Origin of the sequence: Winogradskya humida, assembly GCF_016862215.1 — a bacterium.
Classification (GTDB): domain Bacteria; phylum Actinomycetota; class Actinomycetes; order Mycobacteriales; family Micromonosporaceae; genus Actinoplanes; species Actinoplanes humidus.
On the sequence record NZ_BOMN01000023.1, the window covers coordinates 85,569 to 103,355 of the forward strand.

Sequence of the window (17,787 nt, forward strand, 5' to 3'; positions counted from 1 at the left end):
GTGGGACGGAATGTTGCGCCGAACTGCGGCCCAACGCAATGCCCTGTCTGTCAGGGTGAGTTGAGGCCAGCGGTTCATAGCAAGTCCGCCTGACGGGGCGAGTTCAGGATCGGGAACCGTTGAATACTGCTGTTGACATCGTGACGGCCCAGGATGGGGTCATGAGTCGCAAGAAGCCAGGCCCTCGTGCGGGCGGGCCGCGGGCCCGCCGGTCGTTCACCCCGGGTCAGAAGTTGGAGTTGCTGGCCGGGTATGAGCAGGCCGTGTTGGAGGGTGAGGGTGGGGCGTTCCTGCGGCGTGAGGGCTTGTACTCGTCGTTGATCGGTGAGTGGCGCCGGGCCCGTGACAGCGGGTTGCTGCAAGGAAAACCGGCCGGTCAGACGGTCGGACGACCCAGTGCGGAACAGGCCGAGATCGCCCGGTTACGCCGCGAGCTGCAACTGGCCCAGTCGAAACTCGCGCGCACGGAGACGGCGTTGACGATCATGGGAAAAGCGCACGAGCTCTTGGAGGACATCTCCAGGAGCGAGCCGGACGGTCCGGACGTGTTCGGGCTCGGCAAACGCTGATGACCGCCTACCAGGCACTGACCAGGGCGGGGACCACAACACGGGATGCGGCTCGGGTCACCGGGATCGCCCGTTCCAGCGCGGAACGCGACCGGCTGCGCCCAACCCTGTCACGCCCGGCCCCGCGGGTGCCGGCGAACGCATTCACCGCCGGCGAGCGTGAACTGGTCCTGCGACTGCTGAACAGTCCGGAGTTCATCGACGCAGCCCCGGCCCAGATCTACGCGGCCCTGCTGGACCAAGGCGTATATGTGGCCTCGATCGCCAGCATGTATCGGATTCTGCGCGAGAACCGCCAAGTTGGTGACCGTCGACGGCTGGCCCGGCACCCGGCCCGGGCTCGTCCCGAGTTGGTCGCGGATAGGCCGCGGCAGGTGTTCTCCTGGGACATCACGAAACTTGCCGGCCCGGTCAAGGGCACCTACTTCGACGCTTACGTGATGATCGACATCTACTCGAGGTTCATCGTCGGGGTGAAAGTCCACGCCCGCGAATCCGGGGCCCTCGCGCAGGCCATGATGCGGGAGGTCTTCGACACCCACGGAGTCCCGCACGTGGTCCACGCCGACCGGGGCACCTCGATGACCTCGAAATCAGTGGCTGATCTCCTCGAAGACCTCGACGTGACCCGCTCACACTCAAGACCGAAAGTGTCCAATGACAACCCGTTCAGCGAGGCCTGGTTCAAGACGCTGAAATACGCGCCGGTCTTCCCGGACCGCTTCGCATCCCTGCCCGAGGCGCGGGCGTTCATGACCGAGTTCGTGACCTGGTATAACCACGCCCACCGGCACTCCGGGATCGGCTTGCATACCCCGGCCGAGGTCCACCACGACCGCCACCACACCGTCCGCGCCGGCCGGGAAACCACCCTGACCGCAGCCCGTGCGGCCCACCCGCACCGGTTCAGCACCACCCGGCTACTACCCAAGATCCTCGACCTACCTGACCAGGTCTGGATCAACCAACCCGGACCGGAATCACAAGCCGCTTAACACCCGCCGGCCCCAATTCCTTGACACGTTCCGATGTCATGCGGCAGCGACTGTCAAACCCACAACATCGTATTTTCCAATGAAATAGTTAATATTTTCTAGCCTCACAATGCGTGGCGCAGGCGACACTCAGCGCTGCGGCTGGGAGGCGTAGTGGAGGACCTCGGCGATGAGGCGGTCGACGGTGGGGTCGCGGAGGCGGTAGTAGACGTTGCGGCCGTCGCGGCGGCGGGTGACCAGGGCGGCGTCGCGTAGGTAGCGCATGTGGTGCCCGATGACCGTGGTGTCGACGTTGAGGCGCCGGGACAGGTCGTCCGGGGTGGACTCGCCGTCGCGCAGCGCGACGAGGATGTTGAGGCGGTGCTCGTAGCCCATTGCTTGCAGGGCCGTGACCGCTCGGGGGATCACGAGGTTCTCCGGGCTGCGAGCGAGGCGATGAGGAAGGCGGCTGCGACCAGGGTGATGGCAGCGCCGGCGGCGATGTCGAGCAGGCCGGAGAGCGGCAGCCCGAGGAGGCCGCTGAGCATGCCCAGGGTGACCGCGAGACCGGTGACCACCGGAAGGCGGGTGGACCAGAGCCGGGCGGCGGCGGCCGGGGCCACGATCAGGGCGAGTGCCAGGATCGTGCCGACGGCCGGGACGATCGTGACGATGACCAGTTCGATCGTGACGAGCAGGAGCAGGTCGTAGAGGCCCGGGCGGTAGCCCGCGGACCGGGCGGCTGCCGCGTCGAAGCCGGTGAACAGCAGCCCCCGCCCGAAGAAGGCCAGCACGCCCGCGACCAGGATCAGCACGATCGCCGTGGTCACGACGTCCTGGCGGCCGGTTGTCACGATGCTGCCGACCAGGAACGAGGAGAGTTCGCGGCTGAAGCCGTCCTGGAGGGCGACCAGGCCCACGCCGATGGCGAAACCCGCTGCGACGATCACTCCGGTCGCGGCCGCGGCGTCCTGGCCACGGCGGCGGGTGAGCGCGGCCACCCCGCAGGCGACGAGTACGCCGGCCAGCGCACCGCCGAGTGTGATGCTCACACCGAGGATGGCGGCCGCGACGACGCCCGGGAACGTCGCGTGGGTCAGGGCCATCGTGAAGTAGGAGAGGCGGCGCAGCACGACCTGCACGCCGATCAGGCCGGCCAGGGCTCCGGCGAGGACGGCTTCCGCGTACGCGTAGGTCATGCCGGCCGCCGTCGCCGGAGCAGACCGACGGGGAGGAGCAGCACGTACGCGAGCACGAGCGCCAGCACCACCGCGGTGGCCGATGTGAGCCGCACGCCGTGGTCCACCGACGCCGTCCAGCTCAGCCACAGGCCCGCGTACCCGCAGAGCAGGGTGAGCACGGTCCCCGCCGCCGCCATCGCGATCAGCCGGTCGGTGAGCATCCGGGCGGCCGCCGCCGGGACGATCAGCAGGGCGACCACGAGGATCGTCCCGACCGCCCGGACCGCGGCGACCACGACCAGCGCGACCACCAGGTTGAGGGCGAGGTCGAGCCGGGCGATCCGGTAGCCGGCCGCCGCGGCACCGCCCACGTCGAAGGCGCGGAACACCCAGGCCCGCGCGCCGATCGCGACCAGCGTCAGGGTGAGCACGGCGAGCACGGCGGTCTCCACGAGCTGACCCGGCGTGACGGTCAGCAGCCGCCCGAACAGGAACGCGGTCAGATCCGAGGTGTACGACGACCGCCTCGACACCAGCGCGACGCCCACGGAGAACAGGGCGGTCAGCACGACGGCGGTCGCGGCGTCGTCGGAGAGCAGCCCGCCCCGGGTGAGCAGCGTCAGGACGACGGCGGTGACCAGCCCGGCGACCAGCGCGCCGCCGAAGACGCCGTCGGCGCCGGACACGAGGAAGCCGGCGACCACGCCGGGGAAGACGGTGTGGGTGAGCGCGTCCGCGACGAAGGAGAGCCGCCGCGCGAAGACGAAGACGCTGACCGGGCCGCAGATCAGGGCGAGCAGGGTGAGTTCGGCCAGCGCGCGGAGCATGAAGGGGGCCTCGAGCATCAGGTCTCCACCAGCATCGTGCGGCCGTCCGGCAGGTCGACGGCGTGGTTGCCGTACGCCTCCCGCAGCACCTCCGGGGTGAGCACCTCGCCCGGTGTCCCCGCCGCCCACTGCCGCCCGTTGAGCACGCACACCTGGTCGGCGATCCGGGCGGCGACGGCGAGGTCGTGCGTACTGATGACGACCGCGGTGCCCGTGGCGGTGAGCTCGCCCAGCGCCGTCAGGATGCGTTCCTGGCTGGTGGCGTCCACCCCGTTGAGCGGCTCGTCGAGCAGCAGCAGCCGGGCCTCGGCGGCTATCGCCCTGGCTACCAGGACGCGCTGGCGCTGACCGCCGGAGAGCAGCCCGAAGCGCGTGCTCGCCCGGTCGGCGAGCCCGACGCGGTCCAGGGCGGCGAGGGCCGCGTCCCGGTCGGCCCGGCCGGTGGGCCGCCACCAGCCGATCCGGCGGTAGCGGCCCATGAGCACGACGTCGGCCGCGCTTACCGGGAAGTCCGGGTCGAGCGTTTCGGCCTGCGGCACGTACGCGGCGAGCCCGCGCGCCTTCGGCAGTGCCCGGCCGAGCACGGTGACCGAACCGGTGACCAGGTCGGCCAGCCCGGTCACCGACTTGATCAGGGTGGACTTGCCGGCCCCGTTCGGCCCGACCAGCGCCAGGGTCCGCCCCTCGCCGACGGTCAGCTCCACGTCCCACAGCACGGTGGTGCCGCGGTAACCGAATCCGGCTGCCTCGATCCGCAGCGCCGTGGGCTGCGACGCGTGCCGCTGAGCGGGGACGGGCCCCGGCGGCGGAGGCTCAGCCACCCAGGGCCGCCGTCATGGTGGCCGTGTTGTGGCGCTCGGCGCCGAGGTACGTGCCCTGCTCCGTACCCTGCGGGCCGAGGCTGTCGCCGAACAGCGCGTCCTCGCCGCCGATGACCTTGACCCCCGCCTGCGCCGCGATGGCCTCGGCGGTCTTGGGCGGCAGCGAGCTCTCCGTGAAGATGGCCTTCGTGCCGGTCTGCTTGATCTTGGCGACCAGCGCGGCGAGCTGCGCGGTGGAGAGCTCGGCCGACGTGTCCAGGCTGGGGATGACTGAGCCCACGAAGTCGAGCTGGTAGCGGTCGACGTAGTAGCCGAACGCGTCGTGGTTGGTGACGAGCTTGCGCTGCGCGGCGGGGACCTTCGCCCACGCGGCCTGGTTGTCGGCGTCCAGCTTGTCGAGCTCGGCGGCGTACGCGGTCAGGTTGGTGCCGAACGTGCCCGCGGCGGCCGGCTCGGCGGTGGCGAGAGCCTTCTCGATGTCCGTGACCATGATCTTGGCGTTCACCGGGCTGTGCCAGATGTGCGGATCGTCGGTACGCAGGGTGACGCCCTTGCTCGCGTCGACGACCGTACCGTCGAACCCGGCCGCCTCGATCGTCCCGTCGAGCCATTCCTCGAGGCCGACGCCGTTCTCGACGACGACCTCGGCGGCGCCGATCGCCTGCAGGTCGGCGGGGGTGGGCTCGTAGTCGTGCGGGTCGACACCCGGCTTGATGATCTGGGTGACGGCGACCCGGTCGCCGCCGATCTGCCGGACGAAATCGGCGACCTCGGGGGTGGTGGCGACGACCTTCAGGGCGGCATTGCCATCAGCGGCGGCTTTGCTGTCGGAGTTTCCGCAGGCCGCGATGGAGAAGGCGAGACCGGCGGCAAGTGCCAGGGGAAGTACTCGGTTCATGCGGCGAAACGGTAATGGTTTTCAATTTTATCGTCTAATGGTCATGACACGATGTGCGCATGTCCGCATCTGTCGCCCGCACTGCCGCGCTGGCCCAGTTCGCCCTGCTCACCGCCCGGGTGGAGGCCCTGGAACCGGCCCAGCTCGAGCTCCCGGCCCGGCTCGAACCGTGGCGCGTCCTGGAACTTGTCGCCCACGTCACCCGCAACATCGGTGCGGTCGCGCCCGCGGTGGCCCGCCCCGAACCCGCCGCCCGCACGGTCGAGCTGGCCGGCTACTACGACGTCGCGGCGCGGGCAGCGGCCGCCGTCAAGCAGCGCGCGATCGACGACGCCCGTTCACCGGTCTCCTGGTCCGCGGAGCTCGCCACGGCGGTCCAAGCGGCGGCGCAGGCACTCGAAGGCGTCCCGGACACCCGGCTCGTCACGGTCCGGATGGGCGCCGTGAGCCTCGGCGACTTCCTGGTCACCCGGTGCGTCGAGGGTGCCGTCCACGGCATCGACCTCGCCCGGGCACTTGACGCCGAACCGGCCGCCTGGGTCGACCCGGCAGCGGCCGTGGTCTGCGCCCAGCACCTGGCCCAGCGCGGCGTCCGGCACGGCATCACCGCGGCCGTCCAGGACCGGGTCGTCCTCATCGGAGACACCGTCATCCCGATCCTGGACTACATCGAGTGGTCCAGCGGCCGGGGCCCGGCCGTCGCGGGATTCCCCCCGCTCCGGCTCTAACTCACGCGGGCGTCGTGGGTGACCCTGGCCGCGCGGATGTCGTCGCGGTGGGCGCGGGCCCAATCATCAAGGGCCTGCACGGGTACGAGCAGAGTGCGGCCCAGCTCCGTCAGCTCGTAGTCGACGCGGGGTGGGACGCTCGCATGCACCGTACGCTTCACCAGCCCGTCGCGCTCGAGCGTGCGCAGCGTCAGGGTCAGCATGCGCTGGCTGATGCCCTCGATCGAGCGGTGCAGCTCATTGAACCGGTGCGTGCGGTGCCCGAGCAGCACGACGATGAGTACGCTCCACTTGTCGCCGACGCGGTCCAGGACCTCCCGGATCGCGCAGCCGTCGGAAGTGGGGCCTTCGGGCTTACTTACCCCGGTGTGCGTGACTGACACGGATGTGCCCCCTTACGGATCACCTCCATGCTCACGCATCATGGGGTAACGCACAAGAAGTAACCCAGGAGTACACGATGACATCGCAACCGGTTACCGACCCGCCGCCCGTGGCATCTCCGCCGGTCTCTTCGCAGGCTCCGGCCCCGGTCGTCGAGCCGGCGTTGCGTGGGTTGATCGTGCTGGGATCCGGGGACGCCGAGGCGTGCTCCGACGGAACCTGTCTGTGAGAGGAACTGCCTTGCTGGTCGAGATCTGGTCCGACGTCGTCTGCCCGTGGTGCTACATCGGGAAGCGGCGCCTGGAGACGGCGCTGAACACGTTCGAGCACGCCGCCGACGTCGAGATCGTGTGGCGCAGCTTCCAGCTCGACCCGTCGGCGCCCAGGGACAAGCGCGAGCCCGTCTACGACGCACTCGCGAAGAAGTTCGGCGGCTCGAAGGCGCAGGTCAAGACCATGACCGCGCAGGTCGGCCAGCTTGCCGAGGCCGAGGGCCTGCACTACGACTTCGAGAACGCGATCAGCTTCAACACGTTCGACGCACACCGCCTGCTGCACCTGGCGAAGTCGCACGGCCTGGGCGCCGAGGCCCACGAGCGGCTCATGCGCGCCAACCTCATCGAGGGCGCGGCCATGGACACCCCCACGCTCGTCCGGCTCGCGGACGAGGTCGGCGTCCCGGCCGCCGAGGCGGAGCGGGTTCTCGGCAGCGACGAGTACACCGCCGACGTCAACGCGGACATTCAGCAGGCTCGGGCGTACGGTGCGTCAGGGGTCCCGTTCTTCGTCCTGGACCGCGCCTACGGCATCTCGGGCGCCCAGTCCTCGGAGCTGTTCCTGCAGGCCCTGACCACCGCCCACGACGCTCAGCTCGTGAAGTAGAAGGCCCGGCCGAGATCCTCGGCCTGGGTCGGGCCGGCCGGCTGCCACCCGAGCAGCCGGCGGGTCCCTTCGCTGGACATCGGGTTGTCCAGCGCGACGAACATCGCAAGCGGCCCGAAGTCCTCAGGCGCGACACTCCCGGCCTCCACGCCGAGCTTTGCCGCGATGACCTCGGCGAGCTCCCGCAGCGTCAGGCCGTCCTCCGCGACGGCGTGGAGCCGCGATCCGGCCGGGGCACCCTCGAGTGCCAGGCGGTAGAGCCGCGCGATGTCGAGCGTGTGCACGGCCGGCCAGCGGTTGGCGCCGTCGCCGGCGTATCCCGCGACACCCCGTGAACGGGCGATCCCGACGAGCATGGGGAACAGGCCGCTGCGGTCGTGCTCGCTGTGCACGAGCGGCGGAACCCGCACCACGGACGAGCGCACGTTCTTCTCGGCGAGCGCGATCACGGCGTTCTCCGCGTCGGCACGCGGCCCGCCCGGCATGACGTCCTGCTCGGTGGCCGGCCGATCGGTGATCCCGCCGAGGAATGACAGCGTCATCGACGCGTTGGTGCCCACGAACGGCTTCCCCGACCCCTCCAGCGCCGTCCCGATCGCCTCGATCGCCCGCAGGTCGGTGCCGAGGCTCTCGGCCATGTCCGCGGTGAGCTGCTCGAACGCCAGGTGGATGACCCCGTCCGACGCTGCCGCGGCCTCGCGTACCGCGTCGAGATCCCTCAGGTCACCACGCTGCACCTCCGCGCCGGCTGCCGTGATCGCGGCGGCGGAGCTGTCGGAACGTGCCAGCCCGACGACCTGATGCCCGGCGCCGAGCAGCTCGGTCACGACCGCCGAGCCGATGTGCCCGGACGCCCCGGTGACGAATACCCGCATGCCAAACCTCCGCGTCGTTGATTGCACTCAGTGGCATCACCGTACGCTCACGATGCCACTGAGTGCAATCGGGTAGGCTTGGGGACGTGGTGAGATGGGAGCCTGACGCGTACGGGCGGCTGCGTGACGCGGCGCTGAGCCTCTTCGTCGAGCAGGGCTTCGAGAAGACGACGGTCGCGCAGATCGCCGAGCGGGCCGGCCTCAACCGGCGGACCTTCTTCCATCATTTCGCCGACAAGCGCGAGGTGGTCTTCGCGGGCCAGCTGGCCTCCGACGACCTGATCGCCACCGAGATCCGCGCCCAGCCATCCGGCACCGACCCGCTGCACGCCGCGGTGGCCGGCCTCATGCTCGCCTCCGACACGCTCTACGAGCGGTATCGCGAGGGTGCGATCCAGCTGGGCGCCGTCATCGCCGCGAGCCCTGAGCTGCAAGAACGTGAGATGGTCAAACGCGCCACCCTGGCGGACGCCATAGCCGCCGCTCTCCGCGACCGTGGCACCTCTGACGCCGCCGCCGTCGTGTCCGGGTGGGCCGCGGTCGCGATGTTCTTCGTCGCACGCAACCGCTGGAACCAGCCCGGCAACCAGCGACCCTTGTCCGATCTGATCGACGAGGCCCACAAGGAATTCCTCACCGCATAAGCGCGGGAAGTGCTCCTCCTTGCGGTCGACACCCTCGCGCGCTTCGAGAGCGAACTTTCCCGGCAGGGTGTTCACTAGGAGGATCATGAAGACTGTCAACGCATATGCCGCCCCGTCCGCGACCGAGCCGCTCGTCCGTACCACGATCGAGCGCCGGGATGTCGGGGCGAAGGACGTACTCATCGAGATCCGGTACGCCGGGATCTGCCACTCGGACATCCACACCGTGCGCGGCGAGTGGGGCCCGGTGGCGTACCCGCTGACTGTGGGTCATGAGATCGTCGGCATTGTCACGGAAGTCGGCTCCGAGGTCACGAAGCACGCGGTGGGCGACAAGGCCGGCGTGGGCTGCATGGTGAACTCGTGCCGCGAGTGTGCGAACTGCCTCGCCGGTGAGGAGCAGTACTGCCTGGCCGGCAACACCGGCACCTACGCGGCGGTGGACCGGGACGGCACCGTCACCCAGGGCGGATACTCCACGCACGTGGTCGTCGACGAGGACTTCGTGCTGCGCGTGCCGGAGAACCTGCCGTTCGAGAAGGCCGCGCCGTTGCTCTGCGCCGGCATCACGACGTACTCCCCGCTGCACCACTGGAAGGCGGGCCCCGGCAGGAACGTCGCCGTCGTCGGGCTCGGCGGTCTCGGGCACATGGCCGTGAAGATCGCCCACGCGATGGGCGCCGAGGTCACCGTGCTGTCGCAGACCCTGTCGAAGCAGGAGGACGGCCGCAAGCTCGGCGCCGCCCACTACTACGCGACCGGGGACCCCGCCACGTTCGAGAAGCTCGCCAACTCGTTCGACCTGATCATCAACACGGTCAGCGCGAAGGTCGACATCGGCGCATACCTCTCGCTGCTCACCCTCGACGGCACCCTCGTCAACGTCGGCGCCCCGCCCGAGCCGCTGCCGGTGCAGGCCTTCACCCTGATGAACAACCGGCGCTCGTTCGCCGGCTCGTCGATCGGCGGCATCCGCGAGACGCAGGAGATGCTCAACTTCTGCGCCGAGCACGGCATCTCCCCGGAGACCGAGCTGATCGCCGCAACCGAGATCAACGACGCGTACGACCGGGTGCTCAAGTCCGACGTCCGCTACCGCTTCGTAATCGACATCGCGACCCTCGCCTGACCGCGGGCAACTGAGTCAGGTTCAGGCGGTGATCCGGCCGAAAAAAGCAACCCGCTGGATCACCCCTGACCAGCCCCTCAACGGCAACAACCACGAACGCACCGTCAGCGTCTGCACTGGGCGTACCGGCTGCGGGCCACCTGGAGCGGCTGCCGACCGGCGGGACCGTTCGATATCCGCGGCAGTTGAGTGCACCGGCGGTTGATTTGGGCGGCGTACGCGTCACTACGAACAACGCCAAGCTTCGTCCCTGTCGACCGTCGGACACCTCTGCGGCGGAATGGAACTCGCGCAGCTCGTTGTCAGGCTCCGAGTAGTCCTCCAAGACACGGAACACACCGAGGCCGAACACGGTCTCGAGAACCGCGGGCCAATCGGCGTCGGCAGCATAGAAGTCGCCGGTGGGCCGACTCCGCATGGCTCGCCAAGGGGCCTGCTCGTCACCAGACGGCCGGGATTGCCGCTAACGTCGCGAGGACAGCGGCTACCGCCCGGACCCGGTCCGCTCGTAACAACCGCTGAAGGAGCGCCGGGTCGTGGCCGGCGGCCAGCCGGCCGTGCGCCGGCGCGGCGAGCAGCACGGTGACCGACACCGCCACCGCGACCGCCGCGAGGCAGGCCAAGGTCCACGCGCCCGGCCCAGTGAACAGCGCCCACCCCGAGGCTACCGCCAGCAGCCCATAAACCACGGCGACCAGCGCAGTGATCGCCCTGCTGTGTGCGGCATGGGCCGCGGCCCAGCCTTCGCCCGGCACACGGGCCAGGGCCGGATAGACCAATACGGTCATCGACACCTGGAATCCTGCATGAGCGGCCACCGCCGCGAGCAACGCCACGGGCGCAGTAATCATCCCGTGAGCACACCACAGGGTCGGCGGGAACCAGCTGACCGACCTGGGCCAGTCCTTGACAAAGCGGCCGTCCACACGACGGCCACTTACCGTGCGCAGGGCAGCACGCTGCCCGCGGCAAATGAGCGCAGCGTACGAGCACGAATGGCTGCTCTTATTTCAACCGACTGCTGCGGACCATACGATCGTGGTCGTGCCGAGCCTCCTTGAAGTCATCACCAATCTCCATGACATCCCCATCGGCGATGGGTACTCGGCAGGCCCAACCATCTACGCCAAGCGTCCGTGGACACCGTCGGCCGACGCGGTAGTACTTGAAGGGGACGACGTTCCCGACGGCGTGACAACCGAGTCAGGTCACCACTACCTACTCGAAGTTGATCTAGCCCGCGAAACCGTCGAGGTCTGGAGCGAGTGGCGGCAGGGGACCATCCCCACTCCCGAAGAGGCAACGTTTGCCGTCATTTACTACGGCGAGCACGACGCTTACCAGCCTCTGTAAGAGGGAGCGCAAGGCGCACTCTCATCGCGTAGGCGTGGAGCCGCCGCTTCGCCCATGTCGCGTCCATTCCCGCCGGACTCGCCACCGGTCGTGGACTTTAGTTGCGTGCTTTCACGTGCGCGCGTTGATTGTCGTGTCAAGCCCCGGGTTCGACGTGGAGTCCGGTTAGTAGGAGGCGGCGTACTTCGCAAGCCAGCGGTGGGTGAACCGGCCCCAGTCGAACAGGTCACCGGTGGCACGTCTGCGGTCGCGCTCATGGTCAGCGACGACCTGTGCCCGGTGGGAGTTCGCCTCACGGAACAACGCTCGTGCGGCCTCGATCCATATCAGCTTGCCGTCCGGTGTCCGGGCTTCGGGAGAGTCGCGCCGTAGCCGGGTGGTGTGGCCGAGAGCTTTTCCGAAGGCCCGCCGAACCTTGTGCTCACGCCGGAACTCTTCGGTTGCCGCGGAGTGGTTCCGGCGCCGTGTCGGGTCACGCATCCACGCCAGTTCAACGGTCGTGAAAATCTCCAGCTGAGCGTATTTCATTCCTTGATTCTTCTCAAGGAGCCCCATTATCGGAAGGGCGGGTGTGCCATTGTCGGGTTGAGGGGGATCACACAAGTTCGAATGGCAGATAGTGAGTATTCAGATAGCCGTAAAGTAGTGGCGGATGGATCCCGGGAGGGCGATCCTTTGCTCACCGCGCCACGAGTTCGTCGGCCGTCTTGTTGTCATCGGCATGAGCAGGCGGTGCGTCCGGGAGCGTCCCCCCGTTGCCCCAGAGAGCTACACGGCCTGGCAGGGCTACCGACCTGTTCTGAGTCTCGCCGGCGGCCGGTCGGCCGTTGATCTCAAGTGAGCAGTCTTACTGCTTCCCTGGTCACCGGCCGTGGGAGACGCCTAGGCCGCGGTCTTCCAGACCTGGTCGGCGGAGCCGGTGCAGGCGGAGACGCGGACGGTCGCACCGGAGCTGCCCGGGTCGGTGAGGCACAGGCCGGATGCGGGGTTGACCAGGGTGCCGCCGGGGCCCGTGCGCCACTGGGCGCTCGCACGGTCGTCGCAGCCGACCGTGCGGACCGTGCCGTCATCGGTGACCTGGGTGCAGTGGCCGGCCACGCGCATCGTGCCGTCGGGGGCGAGGGTGAAGCTCTGGTAGCTGACGCCGCTGCAGCCGTTGGTCTGGATCGGGGTGTTGTCGATGCCGAGCAGGCCACCCAGCGCGAGGCAGCGGCCGCTGTTGCCGGTGATCGGGCCGGTGAGGTCCGCGGCGGGCGGTGGGTCGAGGGTCGGCGTCGGCGTGCCCGCGGACGTCGGGGTCTGGCCCTGCGACGACTGCCCGGCGGGCGGTACGGCCGGGACGTCGAAGCCCGAGGGGCCCGAGGCGCCGCTGGACGCGCGGGCGCTGCGGCTCGCCTTCGCCGAGGTACCGGGGGAGCTCTTGCGGGTGGCGGTCGCGGCGCCGAGTGAGCCGGTGGCCCCGGGTTCGTCCGTGAACACCGGTGCGGCGATCTGCGCCGGGTCGGACGGGTTCTCCGTCTTGTCGCCGGTGAACAGGACGATGCCGGCCGCGGCGACCACGGCGATGGCCGCGACGCCGGAGAGGACGACCAGCCGCTGACGGGCGAAGGTCTTCGGGGCGGCGTCCGGGGCCGGGGCGGCCGGGACCGCGGGCAGCGTGTCGGTGGCGTCCTCGGGGAGCATCGCGGCGTGCGGCCAGACCTCGTGCTGCCGGTTGTCGTGCCCGGCGGGCGCCGCACCGCCCGGTTCAGTGGTGATGTACGGGCGGACCAGCACCGGGTCGTGCTGCTCCGGGATGTCACCGTCGTGATTGTCCGCCATGCCCACCCTCGCCGTAATGAGCCCTGATGAGCCCCGCAACCGACCGGTACGTCAAGATACGCGAGGTTCATCGACGTGGATCAACCGGCGGGGATGCGTTACAGCGAGGTGGTGGACCGCTACAAAGAGCGGATCTCCACATTGGCGAACGAGGCCCGGCCGGGGCCGTCGCTCGGGTCGCTGTCGGCGCCGAGCCGGACCTGACCGGCGACGAGGCTGGCGTCGGTGATCGGGGCCTGGAAGATCGGGTTGCCGCCGACCGAGACGGTTGCCGTCTGCGCGCGCAGGTCGATGCGGACGCGCCGGGTGCTGCCGAGCCGGAAGTCCTCGGAGGCCACCGAGGTCAGGGTGGTCTTCTGGTCGTCGTTCTCGAGGGCCAGCTCGACCTGGCCGGGGCACGCGGAGAGCAGGTAGTCGCTGCGGCCGTTGGCCCGGAAGCGGATCTGCGCGCAGCTGCCCGGGTTGATGACCGTGACGTCGGCTTCGATGCTCTGGTCGCCGGCGAAGCTGTCCGTCGGGCCGGGACAGTCGTACGTGTTGGCCTCGTCGGTCGTGACCCGCAGCGCGGCATCGGCGAAGACGCACGTGCCGCCCGAGTCACCGGTTGATTGCTTCCACTGGCCCGGGCGGTCGAGCGGGTCGATCACGGACAGGCCCCGGACGGCGCGGGGTGCCGGCGCGGCGACGGGGAAGAGCGCCTGCGCCTCGGCCTTCTCCGAGTCGCCGGAATTGACGGCGTGCGCGACGCCGAGGCCGCCACCGGCCAGCACCGCGAGGGCGGCGGCCGAGGCCAGGGCGATCAGGCCGCGCCTGCGGGGGACCCGGGGGCGGGTGGCCCGCGCGGCTTCGGCGGCCTGCCGCAGCTCGGGACGCCCGGCCAGGTTCTGCGCCTCGGTCGACGAACCCGCCGTGAGCAGCATGTCGAGCAGTTCGTGCGCGGTGGGGCGTTCCCGCGCGTCCTTGGCCAGGGTCCGGGCGACGAGTTCGCGCAACGGGTCGGGCAGGCCGTCCAGGTCGGGCGGCTGGGTGAGGATCTTCGCGGCGGTGACCGCGGGTGTGTCCCCGGCGAACGGCGTGCGGCCGGTGCCCGCGTACATGACGACCGCACCCCAGGCGAACACGTCGGCGGCCGGGCCGGTGGCACTGCTGTCGGAGTCGAACCGCTCCGGCGCCATGTAGGCGACAGTGCCGACCATCTGATCGGTACGCGTGTGCTTGCTCGTGATCTCCACGGCGCGCGCGATGCCGAAGTCGATGACCTTCGGGGTGCCCAGCGAGAACAGCACGTTGCGGGGCTTGAGGTCGCGGTGGATGACCCCGGCGCCGTGGATGGCGGCGATCGCGGTGGCCACGCCGACCGCCACGCTGTGCAGGTTGCCCCCGCTCAGCGGGCCGTTGTCGTCGACCACCTGGGCCAGGTCGGGACCGTCGACGTACTCGACCACCAGGTACGGCGTCTCGTGCTCGGGGTCGGCGTCGAGCACCGCGGCGGTGCAGAACGGCGGGACCTGCCGGGCCCGGGTGACCTCGCTGCGGAACCGGTTGCGGAACTCGTCGTCGGAGGCGTACTCGGGGCGGATGACCTTGATCGCGGCCAGCCGGCCGTCGTCGGCGCGGCCGAGGAAGACCGCACCCATCCCGCCCTCGCCCAATCGTGACAGCAGGCGGTAACCGCCCAGTTCAGTCGGGTCGCCAGGACGCAGGGGCCGGGTCACGGGAAAGCACACTATCGGGTCTGCGCACCGTAAAGTGACCGGGTATGAGCCTGCCGGACCGGATGACCGCCCGTCTGCCGGCGATGCTGGGCGATATCGGGCAGTTGGTGACCTGTGAATCACCCTCCGTCGATCCGGTGGCCCTGGCGGCGAGCACCGAGGTCGTCGCGGGGATGGGCACCCGCCTGCTGGGCGCGCCGCCCGAGCGGATCGAGGTCGAGGGCCTGGTCCATCTGCGCTGGCGGTTCGGTGCCGGGCCGGCCCGGGTGCTGCTGCTCGGCCATCACGACACCGTGTGGCCGTCCGGGTCGCTGAGCACCCATCCGTGGGGAATCCGCGACGGCGTGCTGCGCGGCCCCGGCTGTGTCGACATGAAGGCCGGGCTGGTGCTCGCGTTCCACGTGCTCGCCGAGCTGTCCACGCCGGACGGTGTGACGCTGCTGATCACCTGTGACGAGGAGCTGGGCTCGCCGACCTCCCGCGCGCTGATCGAGAAGGAAGCCGCCGGGTGCGCCGCGGCCCTGGTGCTGGAGGCGGCCGCCGCCGGGGGAGCGCTGAAGACCGAGCGCAAGGGCACGTCGATGTATCGGGTACGGGCCCACGGCCGCGCCGCCCACGCCGGTCTCGAACCCGAACGCGGTGTCAACGCGACGATCGAGCTCGCCCACCAGGTCCTGGCGCTCGCCGCACTGGGCGATCCCGCGCTCGGCACCACCGTCACGCCCACCCTTCTGACCGGTGGCACCGCGTCGAACACCGTTCCCGCCACCGCGGAGGTCGCCGTCGACGTCCGGGTCCGTGACACCGTCGAGCAGTCCCGCGTGGACGCCGCCGTGCACGCGCTGCGCCCGGCGCTGCCGGGCTCCCGGCTCGAGGTCCTCGGTGGACCCAATCGGCCTCCGCTGATGCCGGCGGCCACCGCGGAGCTGTTCGCCCTCGCCACCGAGGTCGCCGCGCGGCTCGGGCTGCCGGTGCCGGGGTCCGCCGCGGTCGGCGGCGGCTCGGACGGCAACTTCACCGGTGGCATCGGCACACCCACCCTGGACGGGCTCGGCGCGGTCGGCGGTGGCGCCCACGCGGACGACGAGCACGTCCTCGTGGCAGAGCTTCCCGGCCGGGCGGCGCTGATCGCGGGGCTGGTCGAGGAGCTGGCACGGCGATGACCCTCGAGATCCGTACGGTGGACGGGCTCGCCGAACTGGCGGCGCTGGACGTGGTTCTGGGCGGGATCTGGCACGACGGGCCTGCCCCGCTGCTCGGGGTCGAGATGCTGCGGGCGCTCGCCAAGGCGGGCAACTACATCGCGGCGGCGTACGACGACGACGCCGTGGTCGGCGGCTGTGTCGGGTTCTTCGGGCCGCCCGCCGAGCGGGAACTGCACAGCCACGTCGCCGGCGTCACGCGCACGGTGGTCGGCCGGGGTGTCGGATACGCCCTCAAGCAGCACCAGCGCGAGTGGGCCCTCGCACACGGCGCGGACGCGATCACGTGGACCTACGACCCGCTCGTGGCCCGCAACGCCCATTTCAACCTGGTCAAGCTCGGTGCCGAGCCGGTGGAGTACCTCACCGATTTCTACGGGCCGATGCACGACGTGATCAACGGCGACGACCCGTCCGACCGGCTCCTGGTCCGCTGGGACCTGACCGGGCAGCCGAGGGAAGCACCAGAGGGGGAGGACGTGGTGGTGGCGGTTCCGGCTGACATCGAATCTCTGCGTACGCACGATCCGGCCGCAGCCGCGCGATGGCGGCTCGAGGTCCGCGACGTCCTCGGTGGACTGATGGCGTCGGGTGCCGGTTTCGTGAGATTCGACCGGGCCCGGGGATACGTCCTGCGGCGGCCGGCATGAGGCTGACCGGGGTCGAGCTGCGCCGGGTCGCGATGCCGCTGCTCAGCCCGTTCCGCACCTCGTTCGGCACGGAGACCGCCCGCGACGTGCTGCTCGTGCACGTGGTCACCGACGACGCCGAGGGCTGGGGCGAGTGCGTGGCGATGTCCGATCCCCGCTATTCCTCGGAGTACGTCGACGCGGCAGCCGACGTGCTGCGGCGCTTCCTCGTGCCCGCTGTTGCGGCTGTGGGGCAGCTCGACGCGTACGCCGTGGGCCCGGCCCTGGAGCAGTTCAAGGGTCACCGGATGGCGAAGGCGGCGCTGGAGACCGCGGTCCTGGACGCCGAGTTGCGCGCCGCCGGGCGCTCGTTCGCCCGTGAGCTCGGCGCCGTGCACGACCGGGTGCCCTGCGGCGTCTCCGTCGGGATCATGGACTCGATCCCCGAGCTGCTCGACGCCGTCGGCGGCTACCTCGCCGAGGGCTACCTGCGGATCAAGCTGAAGATCGAGCCCGGCTGGGACGTCGAGCCGGTCCGCGCCGTCCGCGAGCGTTTCGGCGACGACGTGCTGCTGCAGGTCGACGCGAACACCGCCTACACCGTGGGCGACGCCCGGCAGCTCGCCCGGCTCGACCCGTTCGGGTTGCTGCTGATCGAGCAGCCGCTCGACGAGGAGGACGTGCTCGGCCACGCCGAGCTGGCCCGGCGGATCACCACCCCGGTCTGCCTGGACGAGTCGATCACGTCGGCGCGCACCGCTGCCGCGGCGATCACGCTGGGCGCCTGCGCGATCGTCAACGTCAAACCCGGCCGGGTCGGTGGCTATCTGGAGGCCCGGCGCATCCACGACGTGTGCTCGGCGCACGGGATCCCGGTGTGGTGCGGCGGGATGCTGGAGACCGGTCTGGGGCGTGCTGCCAACGTAGCTCTCGCCGCACTGCCCGGCTTCACCCTGCCGGGGGACACGTCGGCGTCCGGGCGGTATTTCGCCACGGACATCACCGAGCCGTTCGTGCTCGAGGACGGGCATCTGCGCGTACCGCAGGGGCCTGGCCTGGGAGTTTCGCCCGTTCCGGACATTCTCGATGATGTGACGACGAACACAGAGTGGATTTCCTGCCGGGACGGGCAACTTTCCGGGCCGTAACGACCAC

The 17,787-nt window shown here is 70.2% G+C and carries 19 protein-coding genes and 1 pseudogene; 9 read left to right on the forward strand and 11 right to left on the reverse strand.

Annotated elements, in window-relative coordinates:
• Positions 1–161: 161 nt before the first annotated feature.
• A pseudogene (locus Ahu01nite_RS09575) lies at positions 162–1,564 on the forward strand (IS3 family transposase).
• Between the two features lie 129 nt (positions 1,565–1,693).
• On the opposite strand, the gene Ahu01nite_RS09580 reads toward Ahu01nite_RS09575, so the two are convergent.
• The 5 genes from Ahu01nite_RS09580 to Ahu01nite_RS09600 are packed head-to-tail and all read right to left on the reverse strand — an operon-like array spanning position 1,694 to position 5,270.
• Positions 1,694–1,972: an ArsR/SmtB family transcription factor gene (locus Ahu01nite_RS09580; protein ID WP_239158738.1), complete on the reverse strand. Its 279-nt coding sequence runs from the start codon at positions 1,970–1,972 to the stop codon at positions 1,694–1,696.
• Positions 1,969–2,742, reverse strand: a complete 774-nt coding sequence (locus Ahu01nite_RS09585) for a metal ABC transporter permease (protein WP_203836094.1) — start codon at positions 2,740–2,742, stop codon at positions 1,969–1,971. The genes Ahu01nite_RS09580 and Ahu01nite_RS09585 overlap by 4 nt, the downstream gene beginning before the upstream one ends.
• Positions 2,739–3,569, reverse strand: a complete 831-nt coding sequence (locus Ahu01nite_RS09590) for a metal ABC transporter permease (protein ID WP_203836095.1) — start codon at positions 3,567–3,569, stop codon at positions 2,739–2,741. The genes Ahu01nite_RS09585 and Ahu01nite_RS09590 overlap by 4 nt, the downstream gene beginning before the upstream one ends.
• The gene (locus tag Ahu01nite_RS09595) at positions 3,569–4,372 is read right to left on the reverse strand and encodes a metal ABC transporter ATP-binding protein (protein ID WP_239158739.1); all 804 of its coding nucleotides are present in this window, start codon (positions 4,370–4,372) and stop codon (positions 3,569–3,571) included. Before Ahu01nite_RS09595 ends, Ahu01nite_RS09590 begins: the two co-directional genes overlap by 1 nt.
• Positions 4,365–5,270: a metal ABC transporter substrate-binding protein gene (locus Ahu01nite_RS09600; protein WP_203836096.1), complete on the reverse strand. Its 906-nt coding sequence runs from the start codon at positions 5,268–5,270 to the stop codon at positions 4,365–4,367. Before Ahu01nite_RS09600 ends, Ahu01nite_RS09595 begins: the two co-directional genes overlap by 8 nt.
• A gap of 59 nt (positions 5,271–5,329) precedes the next feature.
• Between Ahu01nite_RS09600 and Ahu01nite_RS09605 the strand changes: the two genes are divergently transcribed.
• Positions 5,330–5,998 (forward strand): maleylpyruvate isomerase N-terminal domain-containing protein, encoded by a 669-nt coding sequence (locus Ahu01nite_RS09605; RefSeq protein WP_203836097.1) that lies wholly within the window; start codon positions 5,330–5,332, stop codon positions 5,996–5,998.
• Here Ahu01nite_RS09605 and Ahu01nite_RS09610 read toward each other — a convergent pair.
• Positions 5,995–6,381, reverse strand: coding sequence for a winged helix-turn-helix transcriptional regulator (locus tag Ahu01nite_RS09610; RefSeq protein WP_203836098.1), 387 nt, complete (start codon positions 6,379–6,381; stop codon positions 5,995–5,997). The genes Ahu01nite_RS09605 and Ahu01nite_RS09610 overlap by 4 nt on opposite strands.
• A gap of 226 nt (positions 6,382–6,607) precedes the next feature.
• On the opposite strand from Ahu01nite_RS09610, the gene Ahu01nite_RS09615 reads away from it, so the two are divergent.
• Positions 6,608–7,264 (forward strand): DsbA family oxidoreductase, encoded by a 657-nt coding sequence (locus tag Ahu01nite_RS09615; protein WP_239158740.1) that lies wholly within the window; start codon positions 6,608–6,610, stop codon positions 7,262–7,264.
• Here Ahu01nite_RS09615 and Ahu01nite_RS09620 read toward each other — a convergent pair.
• Complete coding sequence (locus Ahu01nite_RS09620; RefSeq protein ID WP_203836099.1) at positions 7,249–8,139, reverse strand: SDR family oxidoreductase; 891 nt, start codon at positions 8,137–8,139, stop codon at positions 7,249–7,251. The genes Ahu01nite_RS09615 and Ahu01nite_RS09620 overlap by 16 nt on opposite strands.
• A gap of 86 nt (positions 8,140–8,225) precedes the next feature.
• Between Ahu01nite_RS09620 and Ahu01nite_RS09625 the strand changes: the two genes are divergently transcribed.
• Both Ahu01nite_RS09625 and Ahu01nite_RS09630 read left to right on the forward strand, forming a co-directional pair.
• A complete protein-coding gene (locus Ahu01nite_RS09625; protein ID WP_203836100.1) occupies positions 8,226–8,783 on the forward strand; it encodes a TetR/AcrR family transcriptional regulator in 558 nt (185 codons plus the stop codon).
• An 85-nt stretch (positions 8,784–8,868) separates the two neighbouring features.
• Positions 8,869–9,912 (forward strand): NAD(P)-dependent alcohol dehydrogenase, encoded by a 1,044-nt coding sequence (locus Ahu01nite_RS09630; protein ID WP_203836101.1) that lies wholly within the window; start codon positions 8,869–8,871, stop codon positions 9,910–9,912.
• 440 nt (positions 9,913–10,352) lie between these two features.
• Here the strand turns inward: Ahu01nite_RS09630 and Ahu01nite_RS09635 are convergent, their stop codons facing one another.
• Positions 10,353–10,763, reverse strand: coding sequence for a hypothetical protein (locus Ahu01nite_RS09635; RefSeq protein ID WP_203836102.1), 411 nt, complete (start codon positions 10,761–10,763; stop codon positions 10,353–10,355).
• A gap of 193 nt (positions 10,764–10,956) precedes the next feature.
• Here Ahu01nite_RS09635 and Ahu01nite_RS09640 point away from each other — a divergent pair, with 193 nt between their 5' ends.
• Positions 10,957–11,265 carry a hypothetical protein gene (locus Ahu01nite_RS09640; protein WP_203836103.1) on the forward strand — a complete coding sequence of 103 codons (309 nt, stop codon included), beginning with the start codon at positions 10,957–10,959 and terminating at the stop codon, positions 11,263–11,265.
• Between the two features lie 165 nt (positions 11,266–11,430).
• On the opposite strand, the gene Ahu01nite_RS09645 is transcribed toward Ahu01nite_RS09640, so the two are convergent.
• The 3 genes from Ahu01nite_RS09645 to Ahu01nite_RS09655 all read right to left on the reverse strand — a co-directional run bounded on the left by Ahu01nite_RS09645 (position 11,431) and on the right by Ahu01nite_RS09655 (position 14,801).
• Positions 11,431–11,793, reverse strand: coding sequence for a hypothetical protein (locus tag Ahu01nite_RS09645; protein WP_203836104.1), 363 nt, complete (start codon positions 11,791–11,793; stop codon positions 11,431–11,433).
• Between the two features lie 354 nt (positions 11,794–12,147).
• Complete coding sequence (locus Ahu01nite_RS09650; protein ID WP_203836105.1) at positions 12,148–13,086, reverse strand: ricin-type beta-trefoil lectin domain protein; 939 nt, start codon at positions 13,084–13,086, stop codon at positions 12,148–12,150.
• A 119-nt stretch (positions 13,087–13,205) separates the two neighbouring features.
• Positions 13,206–14,801 (reverse strand): serine/threonine-protein kinase, encoded by a 1,596-nt coding sequence (locus Ahu01nite_RS09655; RefSeq protein WP_203836106.1) that lies wholly within the window; start codon positions 14,799–14,801, stop codon positions 13,206–13,208.
• 44 nt (positions 14,802–14,845) lie between these two features.
• On the opposite strand from Ahu01nite_RS09655, the gene Ahu01nite_RS09660 reads away from it, so the two are divergent.
• Genes Ahu01nite_RS09660 through menC form a run of 3 tightly spaced genes read left to right on the forward strand, consistent with a single transcriptional unit; the run spans position 14,846 to position 17,780 of the window.
• A complete protein-coding gene (locus tag Ahu01nite_RS09660) occupies positions 14,846–15,964 on the forward strand; it encodes a M20 family metallopeptidase (RefSeq protein WP_239158741.1) in 1,119 nt (372 codons plus the stop codon).
• Positions 15,961–16,653, forward strand: a complete 693-nt coding sequence (locus Ahu01nite_RS09665; protein WP_203836107.1) for a GNAT family N-acetyltransferase — start codon at positions 15,961–15,963, stop codon at positions 16,651–16,653. Before Ahu01nite_RS09660 ends, Ahu01nite_RS09665 begins: the two co-directional genes overlap by 4 nt.
• The gene (menC, locus tag Ahu01nite_RS09670) at positions 16,650–17,780 is read left to right on the forward strand and encodes an o-succinylbenzoate synthase (RefSeq protein ID WP_203836108.1); all 1,131 of its coding nucleotides are present in this window, start codon (positions 16,650–16,652) and stop codon (positions 17,778–17,780) included. The genes Ahu01nite_RS09665 and menC overlap by 4 nt, the downstream gene beginning before the upstream one ends.
• Positions 17,781–17,787 lie beyond the last annotated feature (7 nt).